The following is a 16196-nucleotide window of genomic DNA, read 5'->3' on the forward strand; positions in this document are numbered from 1 at the left end:
GTGAAATGGCCGCATCCTGCGATGCATTTCCGTCTCACAGGAGTGGGCCAGGTTGACTGCGATAGCGAAATTCTGCTGCGTCCGCAGCTGCTGTAAGCGAATAAAGTTTAATCAACGCGACACACGCAGACGCGGTTAAACCGGCCGAATATTTTGCCAAGGATGGGAAATAACGGGGAAAGGGGGAAACGCTTCACCGGCGGGGGATGGCTGGTGAAGCGGATGATGCATTAGCGGTTATGACGCGCTTTCAGGCGCTGAATGATCGTACCCAGATCCAACTCCTGATCCTGCAACAGCACCAGCAGGTGATAGACCAGATCGGAGGCTTCATTGGTCAATTCTTCACGGTCATGCACCGTGGCCGCCAGCGCGGTTTCCAGGCCCTCTTCGCCGACCTTCTGGGCGATACGCTTGGTGCCGCTGGCGTACAGTTTGGCGGTATAGGAACTGGCCGGATCGGCGTGCTTACGCTCCGCCAGGAGTTGCTCCAGCTGGTACAAAAACTGCCACTGCGTTTCTGCCGGGTGGAAACAGCTGTTGTTGCCCAGATGGCAGGTCGGGCCAATCGGGTTGACCAGAATCAGCAGCGTGTCGTTGTCACAATCCGGCGTGATCGATACAACGTTGAGAAAGTGGCCGGAGGATTCGCCTTTGGTCCATAACCGCTGCTTGGTGCGGGAATAGAACGTGACGTTACCCGTCTCTTCCGTAACCCGTAACGCGTCCTGATTCATGTAGCCCAGCATCAGCACTTCGCCGGAAACCGCATGTTGTACGATGGCGGGTATCATGCCATCGGTTTTTTGCCAGTCGAGCTGGTTTCGCTGTTGTTCGGTTAACACACCCGGATCTCCACACCTTGTTGCTTAAGGAACTGTTTGAGTTCGCCAATATTAATGATTTGCTTATGGAATACCGACGCGGCCAGCGCGCCGTCCACCCCGGCGTCCTGAAACGCCTCAAGGAAGTGCTGCATGGTGCCGGCGCCGCCGGAAGCGATCAGCGGAACGCGGCAGACGTCGCGCACCTGCTTGAGTTGCGTCAGGTCATAGCCATTACGCACGCCGTCCTGATTCATCATGTTCAGTACGATTTCACCGGCGCCGCGTTTCTGTACTTCCTGCACCCAGTCGAGCGTTTCCCACTGCGTAACGCGGGTGCGCTTTTCATCGCCGGTATACTGATTGACATGATAGCGGCCGGTTTCGGCGTCATGCCAGGTATCGATGCCGACGACGATGCATTGTACGCCGTAGCGATCCGCCAGACGCGAGATCAGATCCGGATCCGCCAGCGCCGGCGAGTTAATGGAGATTTTATCCGCGCCGAAAGAGAGGATTTGCCCGGCGTCTTCCACGCTTTTGATGCCGCCGGCGACGCAGAACGGAATATCGATCACTTCCGCCACGCGGGACACCCAGCTTTTATCCACCACCCGGCCGTCGGATGACGCGGTGATATCGTAGAATACCAGTTCGTCGGCGCCTTCCTGCGCGTAACGTTGAGCCAGCGGTACGATATCGCCGATGATTTCGTGATTACGGAACTGTACGCCTTTCACCACCTGGCCGTCACGCACGTCCAGACAAGGGATTATCCGTTTTGCCAGCATGAAATCGCCTCCGTCACGTTGAATTTACCTTCCAGCAAGGCCCGACCGACAATCACGCCTTGTACGCCGCTGCCGCGTAGCGCGGCGATATCCGCCAGCGAGCCGATGCCGCCGGATGCCTGAAACGCCACCTGCGGATAGCGGGCGCTGATTTCACGGTATAGCTCGACGTTGGAACCCTGCAGCGTACCGTCGCGGGAGATATCAGTGCACAGCACGTGCTTCAGACCGAAGGGCAGATAACGTTCTACCGTTTGCTCCAGCGTGATGCCGGAATTTTCCTGCCAGCCGCTGATGGCGATGTTTTTCACGCCGTCGGCGTCAATACGGACATCCAGCGCCAGCACCAGCGCGTCCGCGCCATAGCGGGTGAACCATTGCTGCACCTGTTCCGGCTGTTTTACCGCGGTGGAGCCAATCACCACCCGGCTGGCGCCGGCAGCCAGCAATGCATCCACATCCTGCTCGGTGCGGATGCCGCCGCCAACCTGTACCGGCACGGAAACGCCGGCCAGCAAGGTTTTCAGCAACGGAATCTGGCGCGCCGCCGGATCTTTGGCGCCGGTCAAATCCACCAGATGCAGTACCTGCGCCCCTTGCTGCTGGTAATCCTGCAAGCGGGGCAGCGGGTCGCTGCCGTACTGGCGCTGTTGACCATAATCGCCCTGATGCAAACGGACTACCTGTCCATCAATCAGGTCTAATGCGGGAATAATCATGTCCGTTTACATCTCCAGAAAATTCTTCAGTAGCTGGGCACCCGCCGCGCCGGAGCGTTCCGGATGGAACTGGACGCCATAGAAGTTATCCTTCTGCACCGCGGCGGTAAAGGCATCGCCATAGTGGGACTGGGCAATGGTACTGGCGCAAACCGGCATGGCGTAGCTATGCACAAAGTAGAAGTACGAGCCGTCCGGAATATCGCGGAACAGGCGGTGACCGGCCTGCGGCGTCACCTGATTCCAGCCCATGTGCGGCAAGGGCAGACCGCGATCGACCATCGGCACCACCGGCGTATCGATGAGACCCAGCGTATCCACGCCGTTATTCTCGTCGCTACGGCTGCCCAGCAACTGCATGCCGAGACAGATGCCCAGCACCGGCTGGGTACAGGCCTTAACCAGGCCGATCAACTGACGTTCGGCCAGTTGATCCATCGCCGCCTGCGCGGTGCCGACGCCCGGCAGAAACAGTTTATCGGCGCGCAACACCACCTCCGGTTCGCGGCTGACCTGCGGGTCATACCCCAGCCGCTTGACCGCGTACATCACGGAAGACAGGTTGGCGCACCCGGTATCCAGAATCACCACATTCATCACAGCACTCCTTTGGAGCTGGGCAAGGTGTCGCCTTCCACCCGGATGGCCTGACGCAGCGCGCGGCCAAAGACCTTGAACAGGCTTTCGACACGGTGATGGTCGTTGCGGCCCTTGGTTTTCAGGTGCAGCGTGCAACCCATCGCGTAGGAGAGGGAACGGAAGAAGTGTTCCACCATTTCGGTGCTGAGATCGCCGACACGCTGATAGCTGAACTCCGCCTTGTATTCCAGATGCGGGCGGCCGGAGATATCGAGCGCGCAGCGCGCCAGACATTCATCCATCGGCAGCACAAAGCCGAAACGGCCGATGCCGCGTTTGTCGCCCAGCGCGCTATTCAGCGCTTCGCCCAGCGCCAGACCGGTGTCTTCCACCGTGTGGTGGTCGTCGATGTACAGATCGCCTTTTACGTCGATATTCATGCGAAAACCGCCGTGGGTGGCAATCTGATCCAGCATGTGGTCGAAAAAACCGACGCCGGTATGGATCTTGCTGCCGCCTTCGCGGTCCAGCCAGACGTTAACGTCAATGGCGGTTTCACGGGTGACGCGGTTGACGTGGGCATGACGGTCGCGTTTGGTCAACTGGGTGGTAATTGCCTGCCAGTTAAGGCCGTCGCGCTGGTAACGCAGGCCGGTGATGCCCATGTTCTGCGCCAGCTGGACGTCGGTTTCGCGGTCGCCAATCACGTAGCTGTTGGCGCTGTCCATCACGTTGTCTTTCAGGAAAGCGTCCACCAGCGCGGTTTTCGGTTTGCGGCAGTCGCAGTTGTCGCCGGGGAAGTGCGGGCAAATCAGCACTCGCTCGAAACGCACGCCCTGCGAGGTGAAAATCTGCATCATCAGATTATGCGGCGGATCGAAATCCTCCTGCGGGAAACTGCTGGTGCCCAGGCCGTCCTGATTGGTGATCATCACCAGTTTGAAACCGGCCTTTTGCAGGGAAAGCAGCGACGGAATGACATCCGGCTCCAGCGCCAGCTTATCCAGTCGGTCTACCTGAAAGTCCTCGGGCGGCTCGGCAATCAGCGTGCCGTCACGGTCGATGAAAAGATACTTTAATCCCACGGTGATTCCTCAAATTATGCCGTTTTGCCGGACAACGCCTGCAATGCGCTGATGACGCGCTCGCACTCGTAGCGGTTGCCGATGGTAATGCGCAGACAACCCGCCAGCCCCGGTTGTTTGTTCTGATCGCGTAAAATAATGCCCTGATCCCACAAAGTTTTGAAGACGGTTGGCGAATCGGCGAAGCGCACCAGCAGGTAGTTGCTTTCGCTGGTGTATACCGTTTCTACGTTCGGCAGGGTTTTCAGCGATTCACTCAGCCAGCGGCGGTTTTCGCTCACCTCGGTCACATTGCGGCGCATGTCAGCCAGTCCGGCCTCGCTCAGCGCCTGCGCGGCGATATCCGCCACCGGCAGCGCCAGCGGGTAGGGGGCGATCACTTTGAGCAGCAGTTGAATCACCTCGGCGCTGGCGAGGGTGAAACCGCAACGCAGGCCGGCAAGGGCGAACGCTTTGGACAGCGTGCGCAACACCACCTGATGCGGGTATTCCGTCAGCCAGCCGACCGTGCTCGCCTGCGGGCAAAACTCGATATAGGCTTCGTCGATGGCGACGATGGCCCGACCGCGCGCCAGTTCCAGCAGGCGACGCAGATCCTCTGGGTTGATCAGGTTGCCGGTCGGGTTGTTGGGCGAACAGACATAAATTACTTTGACGTTATCCAGCGCGCCTTCGATAGCGGCCAGGTCCAGTTGCCAGTCGACGGTCGACGGCACGACGCGGCGCTCCACGCCGAGGGTTTCGGCGCTGACGGCGTACATGCCGTAGGTCGGCGGGCAGAACAGAATGGCGTCTTTGCCCGGTTCGCAGAACGCGCGGATCAGCAGCTCGATGCCCTCGTCCGCGCCGCGGCTCGCCAGCACCTGCTCCGGTTTCACCCCGGCATAGGCGGCATAGCGTTCAATCACCTGCACGGGCTGGCATTCCGGGTAACGGTTCAGCGTCTGCAAGGTCAGTTGGTACTGCGGCGCTTGCGGGTATTCGTTGGCGTTCAACCAGACATCGCCATTACCGCCCAGACGACGCGCGGACTGATACGGGGTCAGGCGGCGGACGTTGTCGCGAGCCAGATTCTCAATACTCATGCTTGCTCCTTGAGGGCGTTGACGCGCAGGGTAACGGCATTTTTGTGGGCGGTCAGCTGTTCGGCTTGCGCCATGATTTCAATGGTTGACGCCAGCCCCAGCAAACCTTGCGGCGACAGCTGTTGTACCGTCATGCGTTTCTGGAAATCCGCCAGCCCCAGACTGGAGTAGGTAGCGGTGTAGCCGTAGGTCGGCAGCACGTGGTTGGTGCCGGAGGCATAGTCGCCGGCAGATTCCGGTGACCAGTCACCCAAAAATACCGACCCGGCGCTGGTGATGCGCTCGACAAGCGTTTCGGCATTACGGGTCTGGATAATCAGGTGCTCCGGGCCGTATTGATTGCTGATGTCGATGCACTGGTCCAGATCGCGCGCTACGATCACCCGGCTGCTGGCCAGCGCCTGACGGGCGATGTCCGCGCGGGACAGCGTTGCCAACTGGCGTTCCACCGCGTCGATTACCGCCTGCGCCATGCCGGCATCCGGCGTCAGCAGGATGACCTGCGAATCCGGGCCGTGTTCCGCCTGCGACAGCAGGTCGGAGGCGACAAAATCCGGCGTGGCGCCGCTGTCGGCAATCACCAGCACTTCGGACGGACCGGCCGGCATGTCGATGGCCGCACCGTCAAGCAACTGGCTAACCTGACGCTTGGCTTCCGTCACATAGGCATTGCCGGGGCCGAAAATCTTGTCCACCTTCGGCACGCTGTCGGTGCCGAACGCCATCGCGGCAATCGCCTGCGCGCCGCCCAGTTGGAATACTTCCTGTACGCCGCACAGTTTTGCCGCATACAGGATCTCGTCGGCGATCGGCGGCGGCGAACACAGAATCACGCGCCGGCAGCCGGCGATGCGCGCCGGAGTCGCCAACATCAATACCGTGGACAGCAGCGGAGCGGAGCCGCCCGGAATATACAGACCGACGCTGGCGATCGGCCGGGTTACCTGCTGGCACCGCACACCCGGTTGGGTTTCCACATTGATCGACGGCAGTTTCTGCGCGTTGTGGAAGGTTTCGATGTTACGAACGGCGGTCGCCATCGCCTGTTTGATGTCGTCGCCCAGTCGTGCAACGGCGGCGTCAATCGCTTCGGCGGATACGCGCAGGCTGTCGACCTGCACCTTGTCAAAGCGGGCGCTGTATTCACGCAGCGCGGCATCGCCGTCATCACGCACCTTTGCCAGAATCTCGCCGACAATCGCGCTGATGCGATCGGAAGCGGAGATGGCCGGGCGGGTCAGCAACCGGCGCTGCTCCTCTTCGGTGCAGGTCTGCCAGTCAATCAGGGTGTTGAAGCGGTTGCTCATGGCGTTACTCCATCATCTTCTCAATCGGCAACACCAGAATAGAGCTGGCGCCCAGCACTTTCAGTTTTTCCATGGTTTCCCAAAACAGGGTTTCGCTGCTGACCATGTGCATGGCGACACGATTCTGATCGCCGGCCAGCGGCAGAATGGTGGGGCGTTCGGCACCCGGCAACAGCGCGATGACTTCGTCCAGACGCTCGCTGGGCGCGTGCAGCATAATGTACTTGGATTCGCGCGCCTGAATCACGCCCTGCATACGGGTCAACAGTTTGTCGATAAGCTGTTGTTTCTCGGCCGGCATCTCGCCGTCGCGCTGAATCAGGCAGGCTTTGGAGCGGTAAATCACCTCGACTTCGCGCAGGCCGTTGGCTTCCAGCGTCGCGCCGGTGGAAACCAAATCGCAGATGGCGTCAGCCAGGCCGGCGCGCGGCGCCACTTCTACCGAACCATTGAGCAGACAGGATTTGAAATTGACGCCTTGCTTATCGAGGTACTGTTTGAGCAGGTGCGGGTAGGAGGTAGCGATACGTTTGTTGTGCAGACATTGCGGGCCGGTGTATTCCTCGTCGAGCGGCATCGCCAGCGACAGGCGGCAACCGCCGAAATCCAGACGGCGCAGCGTGAAGTAGCGCGGGTCTTCGCCCTGTGCGCGACGGTTGAGCAACTCTTCTTCCAGCACGTTTTCGCCGATGATGCCCAAATCCACCACGCCATCCATGACCAGCCCCGGAATATCGTCATCGCGTACGCGCAGAATATCGATAGGCATGTTTTCGGCAAACGCGATCAGGCGCTGCTGGTGCAGGTTGATTTTAATGCCGCAGCGGGCCAGCAGTTCCCGGGAGTCGTCGCTCAGGCGGCCTGATTTCTGCATCGCGATACGTAAACGTGTTTTATCCAGCATGTGAACCTCAATTTATCCTGTCTGTGATGCCTGTTAAGCAGGCTTTTTTAAAAAATTCCGGCCAAAAAAAAGCCCCCGGAATCGATCTTCCGGGGGCTTTTCTTACGCGTTTACCGCCACTGGAAGATCTGAATGTCTTCCAGCACCTATCGCCTGAAAGACTAGTCAGGGTGATGGTGATGATGGTGGTTGAATTTAACGCGTAACATGAATTCGTCTCTTTGTCGTCAAAGTAGAGTGATGTTGTCTGTTGGTTAACCTAAACCATGTTGATGTGGTAGCGCAACATTTTTTTACCCCACAGTGTACAAATCATATTGTGTACAAATTATCGTGCGTGCAAATCACATTGCCGCCAGATGGGCGATAAGGGTACATAATGAAAAGCGCGGAATAGACATCCGGAAACAGAAACGCCGGAAGGGCAGGAGAACGACGATGAAAAAGGTAGCGATAATCGGACTGGGCTGGCTGGGTATGCCGCTGGCGTTGGCGTTACAGGGCCGGGGGTATCGGGTGGTGGGCAGCAAGAGCACCGATGATGGCGTGACGGCGGCGCGGCTGTCCGGTGTGGAGTGCTATCGCCTGTGCCTGACGCCGGAGTTGGAGTGCGAACCGGACGAACTGGACATACTGCTGAACGTGGACACGCTGATTATCACTCTACCGCCGGGGCGCCTTGAGCGGGCTGGCGGCGCTTATCTGCAGGCGGTGCAGCAGGTGGTAAACAGCGCGCTGGCGCTGGGGGTGCCGCGCATTATGTACACCAGTTCCATTTCGGTCTACGGACCGCTCAGCGGCCGGGTGAAAGAAAACAGTCCGTTGCAGCCGGAAACCGGTACGGGCAAGGTCTTACTGGCGCTGGAGCAGTGGCTGCACGCGTTGCCTCATACCGAGGTGGATATTTTGCGGCTGGCCGGGCTGGTGGGGAGCAATCGCCATCCGGGGCGCTTTCTTGCCGGACGGCGCGATCTACCGGATGGCAGTCACGGCGTGAATCTGGTCCATCTGGAGGACGTGATCGGCGCGATTACGCTGTTGCTGCAGCGTCCGCATGGCGGGCATCTCTACAATCTGTGCGCGCCGGCGCATCCGGCTAAACAGGATTTCTATCCGGCGCAGGCGCGCCAGATGGGGATGGAGCCGCCACAGTTTCTGCCGGGCGACCCCGCGCAGGCCCGATTGATTGACGGGCAACGGATCTGCAGCGAACTGGGGTTTGAGTATCAGCACCCGGACCCGATGACGATGGTGTTTTAGGCCGGGTGGCGGCTGTTTCCTCATTAACATCCGTCCGCCATCTCTGGTTTTCGTGTGTATCAAAAAGAAACGGCCCGCCAGAAGCGGGCCGTTTGTCAGGATAACGTCTGAACTATCAAGTCAGCGCGACCACAAGTCAGTGCGCTCAAAAGGAAGCCCAGTCGTCCTGATGATTTTTAGCGGCCGGTTTCGCCGATGCCTTACCGGCGGCGGGCAGGGCCTGCAGCGGGCGACGCGGGTTATTTAGCGCAGCAGGGCGCGGTGATGTCGCCGGGGATTCGGACAACCGGAACGTGGCGACCAGTTTTTCCAACAGCATCGCCTGTTCTTCCAGCGCATTGGCGGCAGAGGATGACTGCGAAACCAGCGCGGCGTTTTGCTGCGTGGTGCTGTCCAGTTCGGTTATGGCGCGGGAGATCTGTTCGATACCGCGGCTTTGCTCTTCCGAGGCGGAGGAAATGTCGCCCATAATATCGTTAACGCGAGATACCGAGTTGACGATGCTCTCCATGGTTTGTCCCGCTTCCGCTACCAGCGTACTGCCGGCATTGGTTCTTTCCACGGATTCGGCAATCAGGGCGGCGATATCTTTGGCGGCCTGAGAGCTACGCTGGGAGAGGCTGCGCACCTCGCCGGCCACCACGGCAAAACCACGTCCTTGTTCGCCGGCGCGAGCGGCCTCCACGGCGGCGTTCAGCGCCAGAATGTTGGTCTGGAAAGCGATGCTATTGATGACCGCGGTGATATCGGCGATTTTCCTCGAGCTGGCGGCGATATCATCCATAGTTTTCACCACGTTTTGCACCACTTCGCCGCCTTTATGCGCATTTTGGGATGCGTCGGAAGCAATCTGGCTGGCATGACGGGCGTTTTCCGTGTTGTTCTTCACCGTTGACGTCAGTTCTTCCATGCTGGCGGCGGTTTGCACCACGGCGGCGGATTGCTGTTCGGTTCGGGAGGCGAGATCGCTATTGCCGGCGGCAATGTCGGCGGCAGAATGGGTGACATGACCAACGCTGTCGCGGACATCGGAAATCATCTGACGCAGACGGTCGTTCATGGCGGCCATCGCGGCGGTCAGCTTGCCCAGTTCATCGTGGCGATCGACGTTGATAGTGGCGGTCAGGTCGCCGCTGGCGATGCGTTCCGCCAGCATCAGGTTATGCATTACCGGGCGGGTGATCTGGCGAATGATATAGACGGCAATCAGGATACCGATGATCACCGCGATCAACCCGATCAGCAGTGTAATGTTGGCTGAACCGTACGCCAGCGCATCGTTCTGGTTTTTCACCGTCGTGAGCAGAGATTTGATCACCGCGCTGCTTTTATCCCCGCCGGTCTTCACGGCATTTTCCGCTTTTTTCAGATCGCTCCAGGCACGGGAATAGTCCTGATTCTGCGAGGCGTATTGCCCGGTGTATTTCCAGAGATCTTCCGCCAGTTTCTGCGTTTCGCCGGAGAGCGTCGGCAGCAGAGCCTGATAAGCCTTCTGCACCTCGACATAGCGACTGCTAAACGCCTTGGCGGCATCGTCAGTGCCGGTAAGCTGCAATTCATACGAGAGGTTCTTCAGCGACGCGGTGGCGTAAGCCAATTCAACCACGCGCTGGTACAACGCGGTGTCCAGTTGCTGATTTTGCAGGCCGTCGCGAAAACTTTTGACGGCATCCTGCGTATTCAGCGTGGCGATCTGCTTTCTCAGCGCGACCACCTGTTGCGTGGCGGCTGACATATCTGCGACCGATTTCTGGAAATCCACCATGATCTTATCCAGATCATTGATGTAACCGAGTTCGTCGCTGTGCCAGGAGAGCGTGTGGGCGCTTTGGGTCAGGTCGGCGGCGTGTTTGACGAAACCGGTCAGAACGGTTTGCGTGCTGTCGTCCGGAGTATAGAAATATTTCAGGCGGTTGATTTTGGCCTGGAAGACTTCAATATTGATGTTGTAAATCAGATTGGTTTTTTCGTAGATGTCGCGAATGTCGCGAAAGCGTATCGCGCTGAGTGAGGAAGCCATTACCACCAGCAATAACACTACGCCGAATCCCAGGTAGAGTTTGTGAGAAATTTTGGTATTTTTTATCGTGCTGCTGAACCCCATTGCCGTACTCCTTGAAATAAATTACCTGAGTGTTGTTATTGGTCTGGTGCTGTGAACGTCGGTGGTGCATAAGCCACGTTTTTGCGACGTCCGGTCAGTGTGTTATCGGTGCCTGCAGTATAGAGATTTAGTTGTACTTGCGCTGCTTGATAGTTTTTTGTGACGTGAGGCTGTTTATCTGGCGAAATGCCTAAGCACGTTAGGTCTGTTGACTGAAATCGACGGCCGGCTGGAAACGCGCCATTCTGCCGCTTACCGAACCACCATCCACCCAGGCATTCTGACGTTACACGAGGCTTTCATACCGTGAAGAGGCGGCTGGTGAGGGGGACGCCATACCGGCAAGGCTGGTATGGCGGGCAGGAAAGGGCGCTCGAACGTGCGTGTCAGTCCAGGTGTTTTTTGCGGTATAGGCGCCGGGGGTGGCCAATCTTGCCGTAGCGCATTTCTACATCCAGAAAATGGTTTTCAAGCCCGAACTCCAGATAACGCCGGGCGGTGGTTTTGCTTAATCCGGTTTTTTCCACCACTTCATCCACGGAGAACAGGGCTTGTGGATCGTCCTGAAAGATCTGTTTGATCAGACTAAGGGTGTTTTCTTCGATGCCTTTGCTGCCCGGCCCGTTAGGTACGGTAGACGCCTGCAACTGATAAAGCACGTCCACGTTCTGCTGATCGACGACCTTGTAGGTATGCTGGGTTTTGACGAACTGGATAAAGCGCTCCAGCGATGAGCGCAGCCGCGGATAGGACACCGGCTTGATGATGTAATCAAAGGCGCCGCACCGAATGGCTTGCGCGCAGGTGTTCATGTCGCTGGCGGCGGTGATGAAAATCACCGAACAGTTGATGCTGCGCATCAGGTCGCTTTCGATCAGCTGAACGCCTTCGCCGTCCGGCAGGTAGTTATCCAGCAGCATCAGACGGGGTTTGTACTGTTGCAGCATGCGTTTGGCTTCGTTCAGGGTTGACGCAGTGCCCACCACCCGCAGCGCGAAATTCTTTTCGATAAATTCCGCGTGGATATTTGCCAGCTTTCTTTCATCTTCAACGATCAGTACGTCGAAGTTTTCAATGGTTCGTTCAGTCGGCATGGTGCTCGCAATCGGCATGGTGCTCGTATTCCCTGTTTTTGGTTATATGGTGGTTTTTGGAATGAAAATAGAAAAAATAGCGCCGTGAGGCGAATTGTCAGAAACCTCGATCACACCCTGTGCCTGGCTGACATAGCTGGAAACCAGATGCAGGCCCAGCCCGTGATCGCCTTCCTGTTTGCTGGTGACGCCCATTTCAAATACCCGATCCGCAATGGCGGGGTCAATCCCTGTACCTTGATCGGCGACTTCAATGACCAGTTCCTGCTCACCATCGTGGATATACACTTCGACAGGATGGTAAGCCGGGGTACTGGCCAGTGTGGCTTCTACTGCATTATCGATTAAATTCCCAATAATTGACATCAACTCTGTTTCGCTGAGGGACGCGGGGATGCCGCTGAGCTGGCAGCGCGGATCAAAACGCAGTTCGATGCCTTTTTCTCGGGCGCTGGCGTATTTACCCAGCAGCAGGCCGCAAAGCGCCGGGGAACAAAAGCGGCTGGAGATAAAATCCAGTACCACCTGCGCCCCTTCGGACTGCGCCTCAATGTAACGCACGGCTTCATCATAACGGCGTAAATGCAACAGCCCGGCCAGCGTGGCGGTCCAGTTCAGTTGTTCGTGCCGCAGAATGCGCAGGCTGTTGGCGTAGCGTTTCACCTGGCTGAGCTGCATGCTCAGGGTGTGGAGGTCGTTCTTGTCGCGAAAACTGATGACCCAACCTTGCAGTTCGTCCTCCAGCATAATGCGTACGCGGCTGGCGATAACCGTAATCTGGTTGAAGCGGCAGATCTCATCATGGGTATCGTTGACCCAGATGTCTTTATTGGAGAAAAACGGCACCGGCGCGATGACATCATCGATCGGTTTACCGCGTAACTGATATGAGGGCATGGTCAGACCAAGCAAATCTTTTGCCGCATGGTTGATCACCGCGATGTTACGCTGCTTGTCGATGGCGATCACGCCTTCATAAATGGACTCCAGCAACGCCTTTTGCTGCCTGACCAGCAACCGGATTTCCAGCGGCTCCAGCCCGAACATCTGCTTTTTCAGGTTACGGGAAAACCACCAGGAGAAAAAGAACAAGGCGACCAGCATGGCGACGATCGCCAGGCCGACATGGGCGACTTTACTGAATGTCAGGTTGTCGATGCGCTTTTTCAGATACCCCACCGAGACAATGCCGATAACCTGATCGCCTTCCATGATCGGCGCTTTGCTGCGCAGCGAAATACCGATGGCGCCACGGCGCAGCGTGATGGTGCTTTGCCCTTCCAGCACCTCTTTGTTATCGCCGCCGATCATTTCGGTGCCGAGCAGCGAGGGTTCTTCCGAGTGATAAAGGTGGGTGGCGTTGCGATCGCCGATGACGATAAAGCTGGCGTCGCTGCGTGCCTTGATTTGGTCGACCAGGTCGTCGATGGTGGCGGTGTCGCCGTGTTTTACCGCCTCAACCAGTGAGGGAATAATCGCGATTTCACGTGCCTGAATCTGCGCCCGGCTGCCCAGTTCATCATAAAGTTGCTGGTCTACCGCCCGGTAATAGTAAAGCCCCGCGGTGATAAGCAGCAGAGAAAAAAAGATCATCAGGTAGATGAACAGCTTGAGATGGAACGGTAGCCTGACAGTCATAATGTGCTAATCACCGGTAAAGCGCGGAAACGAAGATGGCTAATTTATCATGAAAGGCGTACAAGAAAGGGTATAAAAAATAGTCTTGTGAAGCGCTCCGCGTAAATTGTGAAAATAGTATTCTTATTTCTGCATTTTTAAATAAAGCGTAAATTAAGCGTCACGGACAGAGGACATTTTAATTACTTTTTTTCAACATATAATTCCATCGACGGAATAGGTGCCATTCGCTTCATAAAAACCATAAAAACCACGAAAATAATCCTCGCTTGATGATCTTTTATTTTATTGATTTATAATTAAAAATTAATAAAAACCATAAAAACCATAAGCACCATTAAAACTCATTTTTTAATTTGAGGATTGTCACATAATAATTGGTGTTGAGCTCTTACTATGCCCGGGAAAATAACAAGGGGAGAAAGTTATGAGTACCACTGATGATTCTTATATCGTTGTAAAAGATGAGGCCTCTGGGAAGGTTTCATTAAAAGAAAAATGGTGGCATGTTCTGGATAACTATAAAATTGGTGTTATTCCAGTGCCGCTGTTTATCCTTGCCGGGCTATTGATTGCACTGGACTGCCTTGAAGGGAAACTGCCCAGCGATATCGTGGTGATGGTCGCCACGCTGGCGTTCTTCGGTTTTGCCTGTGGTGAGTTCGGTAAGCGTTTGCCGCTTATCGGCAAAATGGGTGCGGCGGCCATCTGCGCCACCTTTATTCCGTCTGCGCTGGTGTATTACGGCCTGCTGCCGCAGGTGGTTGTAGACTCCACCACCAAATTCTATAAATCCACCAACATTCTGTATCTGTATATCTGCTGCATTATCGTCGGCAGCATCATGAGCATGAACCGGCAGACGCTGATTCAGGGCTTCCTGCGTATTTTCTTCCCCATGCTGTGCGGTGAAATAGTGGGCATGATTGTCGGTATGGGCGTCGGCATTATGCTGGGGATGGACCCGTTCCAGATCTTCTTCTTCCTGGTGCTGCCGATCATGGCTGGCGGCGTGGGTGAAGGGGCGATTCCGCTCTCTATCGGTTACGCCACGCTGCTGCACATGGAACAGGGCGTCGCGCTGGGCCGTATCCTGCCAATCGTCATGCTGGGCAGCCTGACCGCTATCGTTCTTGCCGGTGTACTGAATCAACTGGGTAAACGTTATCCGCACCTGACCGGTGAAGGCGACCTGATGCCGAACAAGGCAAACGGCACCGAACAGGCTCCGGCCACACTCACCAGCACGCTGAGCGGCAAAATGGACCCGGCCAATCTGGCTGCGGGCGCTCTGCTGGCTATCCTGCTGTACATGATCGGTATGCTGGGCTACAAGCTGATTGGTCTGCCGGCCCCGGTAGGCATGCTGTTCGCCGCGGTGATCGTGAAACTGCTCAATGGTGCGTCTCCGCGTCTGCTGGAAGGCTCCCAGGTGGTTTACAAATTCTTCCAGACGTCTGTGACCTATCCGATTCTGTTCGCCGTTGGTGTGGCGATCACGCCGTGGGAAGAGCTGGTGCACGCGTTCACCATTACCAACCTGCTGGTGATTGTTTCCACCGTGGTAGCGCTGGTTACCACCGGTTTCTTCGTCGGCAAGAAAATCGGTATGCATCCGATTGATGTTGCCATCATCTCCTGCTGCCAGAGCGGGCAGGGCGGTACCGGCGACGTGGCTATTCTCACCGCCGGCAACCGTATGGTGCTGATGCCATTCGCTCAGATTGCTACCCGTATTGGTGGGGCAATCAACGTCTCCGTGGCCTTGCTGGTTCTTGGCAAGTTCCTGGTGTGACGGTTGTATGACAAAAACAAATAACGCCGCGATAGCAAGCGGCCTTATTTAAACGGGAAAGATTATGAAACTTGCAAGTTACCGCCATCACGGCAAAAACAGCTACGGGATCCACACGCCTGCGGGCCTGATTGATTTGGGAAGCCGGCTCGGCGACCGTTATCCGGACCTGAAAGCGTTGCTGGCTGGCGATGCGCTCCAGGAAGCTGCGGCTTTCCAGAGCGAGACTCCGGACGTCGCCGTGGCAGACGTGACCTTCCTGCCGGTGATTGTGGCGCCGTCCAAAATCCTGTGCGTCGGCATGAACTACGCCGACAAACGTAAAGAGTTCAACGAACAGAACCCGGCGCCGACGCTGTTTGTGCGTTTCGCCGACTCGCAGACCGGCCACGGCACCCAGGTGCTCAAGCCGCACTACTCCAGCGAGTTCGACTATGAAGGCGAGCTGGCGGTCATCATCGGTAAAGATGGTCAGAACATCAGCCGCGACGAAGCGCTGTCGTTTGTCGCCGGTTACAGCTGCTATATGGACGGTTCCGCCCGCGACTGGCAGCACAGCTGGTTTACCGCCGGTAAGAACTGGCAGAAAACCGGTGCGTTCGGGCCTTACCTCACTACCCGTGACGAAATTCCGGATCCGCACGCGCTGGCCATCCGTACCTACCTGAACGGCCGCATGGTACAGGACGATAATACCGCCAGCATGATTCACAAAGTGGCGGATCTGATTGAGTACATCAGTACCTTCACCGCGCTGAGCGCCGGTGACGTGATTATTACCGGTTCGCCTGGCGGCGTCGGTAAGAAACGTACTCCGCCGCTGTTCATGAAACCGGGCGACAGCATTGAAGTGGAAATTGAAAACGTGGGTCACCTGCGCAACACCATTGGTGAAGTCGCTCAGCCGGTGAAAACCCCGCGAGCGGCACCCGCCGCTGTGGGGCACTGACAGGCATCGCCTCCGGTTCGCCGGAGGCGTCGACCCCACGAGTTATGTGGTACAGCAAAAAG

At 57.0% G+C, this 16196-nt stretch carries 15 protein-coding genes and 1 other annotated feature; of the genes, 3 read left to right on the top strand and 12 right to left on the bottom strand.

The genetic code is table 11. The annotated features are described in order from the left end of the window. Positions 1 to 230: 230 nt before the first annotated feature. The 9 genes from hisIE to hisL all read right to left on the bottom strand — a co-directional run bounded on the left by hisIE (position 231) and on the right by hisL (position 7503). Positions 231 to 845 carry a bifunctional phosphoribosyl-AMP cyclohydrolase/phosphoribosyl-ATP diphosphatase HisIE gene (gene hisIE, locus DXXMK7_RS09475; RefSeq protein WP_038918874.1) on the bottom strand — a complete coding sequence of 205 codons (615 nt, stop codon included), beginning with the start codon at positions 843 to 845 and terminating at the stop codon, positions 231 to 233. Beyond that, complete coding sequence (hisF, locus tag DXXMK7_RS09480; protein WP_038659291.1) at positions 839 to 1615, bottom strand: imidazole glycerol phosphate synthase subunit HisF; 777 nt, start codon at positions 1613 to 1615, stop codon at positions 839 to 841. The genes hisIE and hisF overlap by 7 nt, the downstream gene beginning before the upstream one ends. Then, a complete protein-coding gene (hisA, locus tag DXXMK7_RS09485) occupies positions 1597 to 2334 on the bottom strand; it encodes a 1-(5-phosphoribosyl)-5-[(5-phosphoribosylamino)methylideneamino]imidazole-4-carboxamide isomerase (RefSeq protein ID WP_038659286.1) in 738 nt (245 codons plus the stop codon). The genes hisF and hisA overlap by 19 nt, the downstream gene beginning before the upstream one ends. 6 nt (positions 2335 to 2340) lie before the next feature. Continuing rightward, positions 2341 to 2931: an imidazole glycerol phosphate synthase subunit HisH gene (gene hisH / locus DXXMK7_RS09490; protein ID WP_038918876.1), complete on the bottom strand. Its 591-nt coding sequence runs from the start codon at positions 2929 to 2931 to the stop codon at positions 2341 to 2343. Next, positions 2931 to 3998, bottom strand: a complete 1068-nt coding sequence (gene hisB, locus DXXMK7_RS09495; RefSeq protein ID WP_038918877.1) for a bifunctional histidinol-phosphatase/imidazoleglycerol-phosphate dehydratase HisB — start codon at positions 3996 to 3998, stop codon at positions 2931 to 2933. The genes hisH and hisB overlap by 1 nt, the downstream gene beginning before the upstream one ends. Positions 3999 to 4012: 14 nt before the next feature. After that, positions 4013 to 5083 (bottom strand): histidinol-phosphate transaminase, encoded by a 1071-nt coding sequence (gene hisC / locus DXXMK7_RS09500; RefSeq protein ID WP_038918878.1) that lies wholly within the window; start codon positions 5081 to 5083, stop codon positions 4013 to 4015. After that, a complete protein-coding gene (gene hisD, locus DXXMK7_RS09505) occupies positions 5080 to 6390 on the bottom strand; it encodes a histidinol dehydrogenase (RefSeq protein ID WP_038918879.1) in 1311 nt (436 codons plus the stop codon). Before hisD ends, hisC begins: the two co-directional genes overlap by 4 nt. A 4-nt stretch (positions 6391 to 6394) precedes the next feature. After that, positions 6395 to 7294 (bottom strand): ATP phosphoribosyltransferase, encoded by a 900-nt coding sequence (gene hisG / locus DXXMK7_RS09510; RefSeq protein ID WP_038659269.1) that lies wholly within the window; start codon positions 7292 to 7294, stop codon positions 6395 to 6397. A 63-nt stretch (positions 7295 to 7357) separates the two neighbouring features. After that, positions 7358 to 7480, bottom strand: a sequence feature (His leader region). Further along, positions 7456 to 7503 (bottom strand): his operon leader peptide, encoded by a 48-nt coding sequence (gene hisL / locus DXXMK7_RS22615; RefSeq protein ID WP_107760798.1) that lies wholly within the window; start codon positions 7501 to 7503, stop codon positions 7456 to 7458. It overlaps the preceding feature by 25 nt. Before the next feature lie 229 nt (positions 7504 to 7732). On the opposite strand from hisL, the gene DXXMK7_RS09515 reads away from it, so the two are divergent. Beyond that, on the top strand, positions 7733 to 8554 hold the full coding sequence (locus DXXMK7_RS09515) for an SDR family oxidoreductase (protein ID WP_038918880.1): 822 nt from the start codon (positions 7733 to 7735) through the stop codon (positions 8552 to 8554). 145 nt (positions 8555 to 8699) lie between these two features. On the opposite strand, the gene DXXMK7_RS09520 is transcribed toward DXXMK7_RS09515, so the two are convergent. The 3 genes from DXXMK7_RS09520 to DXXMK7_RS09530 all read right to left on the bottom strand — a co-directional run bounded on the left by DXXMK7_RS09520 (position 8700) and on the right by DXXMK7_RS09530 (position 13390). Next, positions 8700 to 10658, bottom strand: coding sequence for a methyl-accepting chemotaxis protein (locus DXXMK7_RS09520; RefSeq protein WP_038918881.1), 1959 nt, complete (start codon positions 10656 to 10658; stop codon positions 8700 to 8702). Positions 10659 to 11044: 386 nt separating this feature from the next. Then, complete coding sequence (locus tag DXXMK7_RS09525) at positions 11045 to 11770, bottom strand: response regulator (protein ID WP_033568413.1); 726 nt, start codon at positions 11768 to 11770, stop codon at positions 11045 to 11047. Positions 11771 to 11794: 24 nt separating this feature from the next. Next, positions 11795 to 13390, bottom strand: coding sequence for a sensor histidine kinase (locus DXXMK7_RS09530; protein ID WP_038918882.1), 1596 nt, complete (start codon positions 13388 to 13390; stop codon positions 11795 to 11797). Between the two features lie 427 nt (positions 13391 to 13817). On the opposite strand from DXXMK7_RS09530, the gene DXXMK7_RS09535 reads away from it, so the two are divergent. Both DXXMK7_RS09535 and DXXMK7_RS09540 read left to right on the top strand, forming a co-directional pair. Next, positions 13818 to 15185, top strand: coding sequence for a 2-hydroxycarboxylate transporter family protein (locus tag DXXMK7_RS09535; RefSeq protein ID WP_038659253.1), 1368 nt, complete (start codon positions 13818 to 13820; stop codon positions 15183 to 15185). Between the two features lie 64 nt (positions 15186 to 15249). Continuing rightward, positions 15250 to 16134 (top strand): fumarylacetoacetate hydrolase family protein, encoded by an 885-nt coding sequence (locus DXXMK7_RS09540; RefSeq protein WP_038659250.1) that lies wholly within the window; start codon positions 15250 to 15252, stop codon positions 16132 to 16134. Positions 16135 to 16196 lie beyond the last annotated feature (62 nt).

Origin of the sequence: Dickeya sp. MK7, from assembly GCF_000406305.1 — a bacterium.
GTDB classification, from domain to species: Bacteria; Pseudomonadota; Gammaproteobacteria; order Enterobacterales; family Enterobacteriaceae; genus Dickeya; species Dickeya fangzhongdai.

Coding starts and splice junctions, on each gene's coding strand:
- hisF (WP_038659291.1), bottom strand. CDS start 1,615: ATGCTGGCAAAACGGATAATCCCTTGTCTGGACGTGCGTGACGGCCAG.
- hisA (WP_038659286.1), bottom strand. CDS start 2,334: ATGATTATTCCCGCATTAGACCTGATTGATGGACAGGTAGTCCGTTTG.
- hisH (WP_038918876.1), bottom strand. CDS start 2,931: ATGAATGTGGTGATTCTGGATACCGGGTGCGCCAACCTGTCTTCCGTG.
- hisC (WP_038918878.1), bottom strand. CDS start 5,083: ATGAGTATTGAGAATCTGGCTCGCGACAACGTCCGCCGCCTGACCCCG.
- hisD (WP_038918879.1), bottom strand. CDS start 6,390: ATGAGCAACCGCTTCAACACCCTGATTGACTGGCAGACCTGCACCGAA.
- hisG (WP_038659269.1), bottom strand. CDS start 7,294: ATGCTGGATAAAACACGTTTACGTATCGCGATGCAGAAATCAGGCCGC.
- DXXMK7_RS09515 (WP_038918880.1), top strand. CDS start 7,733: ATGAAAAAGGTAGCGATAATCGGACTGGGCTGGCTGGGTATGCCGCTG.
- DXXMK7_RS09520 (WP_038918881.1), bottom strand. CDS start 10,658: ATGGGGTTCAGCAGCACGATAAAAAATACCAAAATTTCTCACAAACTC.
- DXXMK7_RS09525 (WP_033568413.1), bottom strand. CDS start 11,770: ATGCCGATTGCGAGCACCATGCCGACTGAACGAACCATTGAAAACTTC.
- DXXMK7_RS09530 (WP_038918882.1), bottom strand. CDS start 13,390: ATGACTGTCAGGCTACCGTTCCATCTCAAGCTGTTCATCTACCTGATG.
- DXXMK7_RS09535 (WP_038659253.1), top strand. CDS start 13,818: ATGAGTACCACTGATGATTCTTATATCGTTGTAAAAGATGAGGCCTCT.
- DXXMK7_RS09540 (WP_038659250.1), top strand. CDS start 15,250: ATGAAACTTGCAAGTTACCGCCATCACGGCAAAAACAGCTACGGGATC.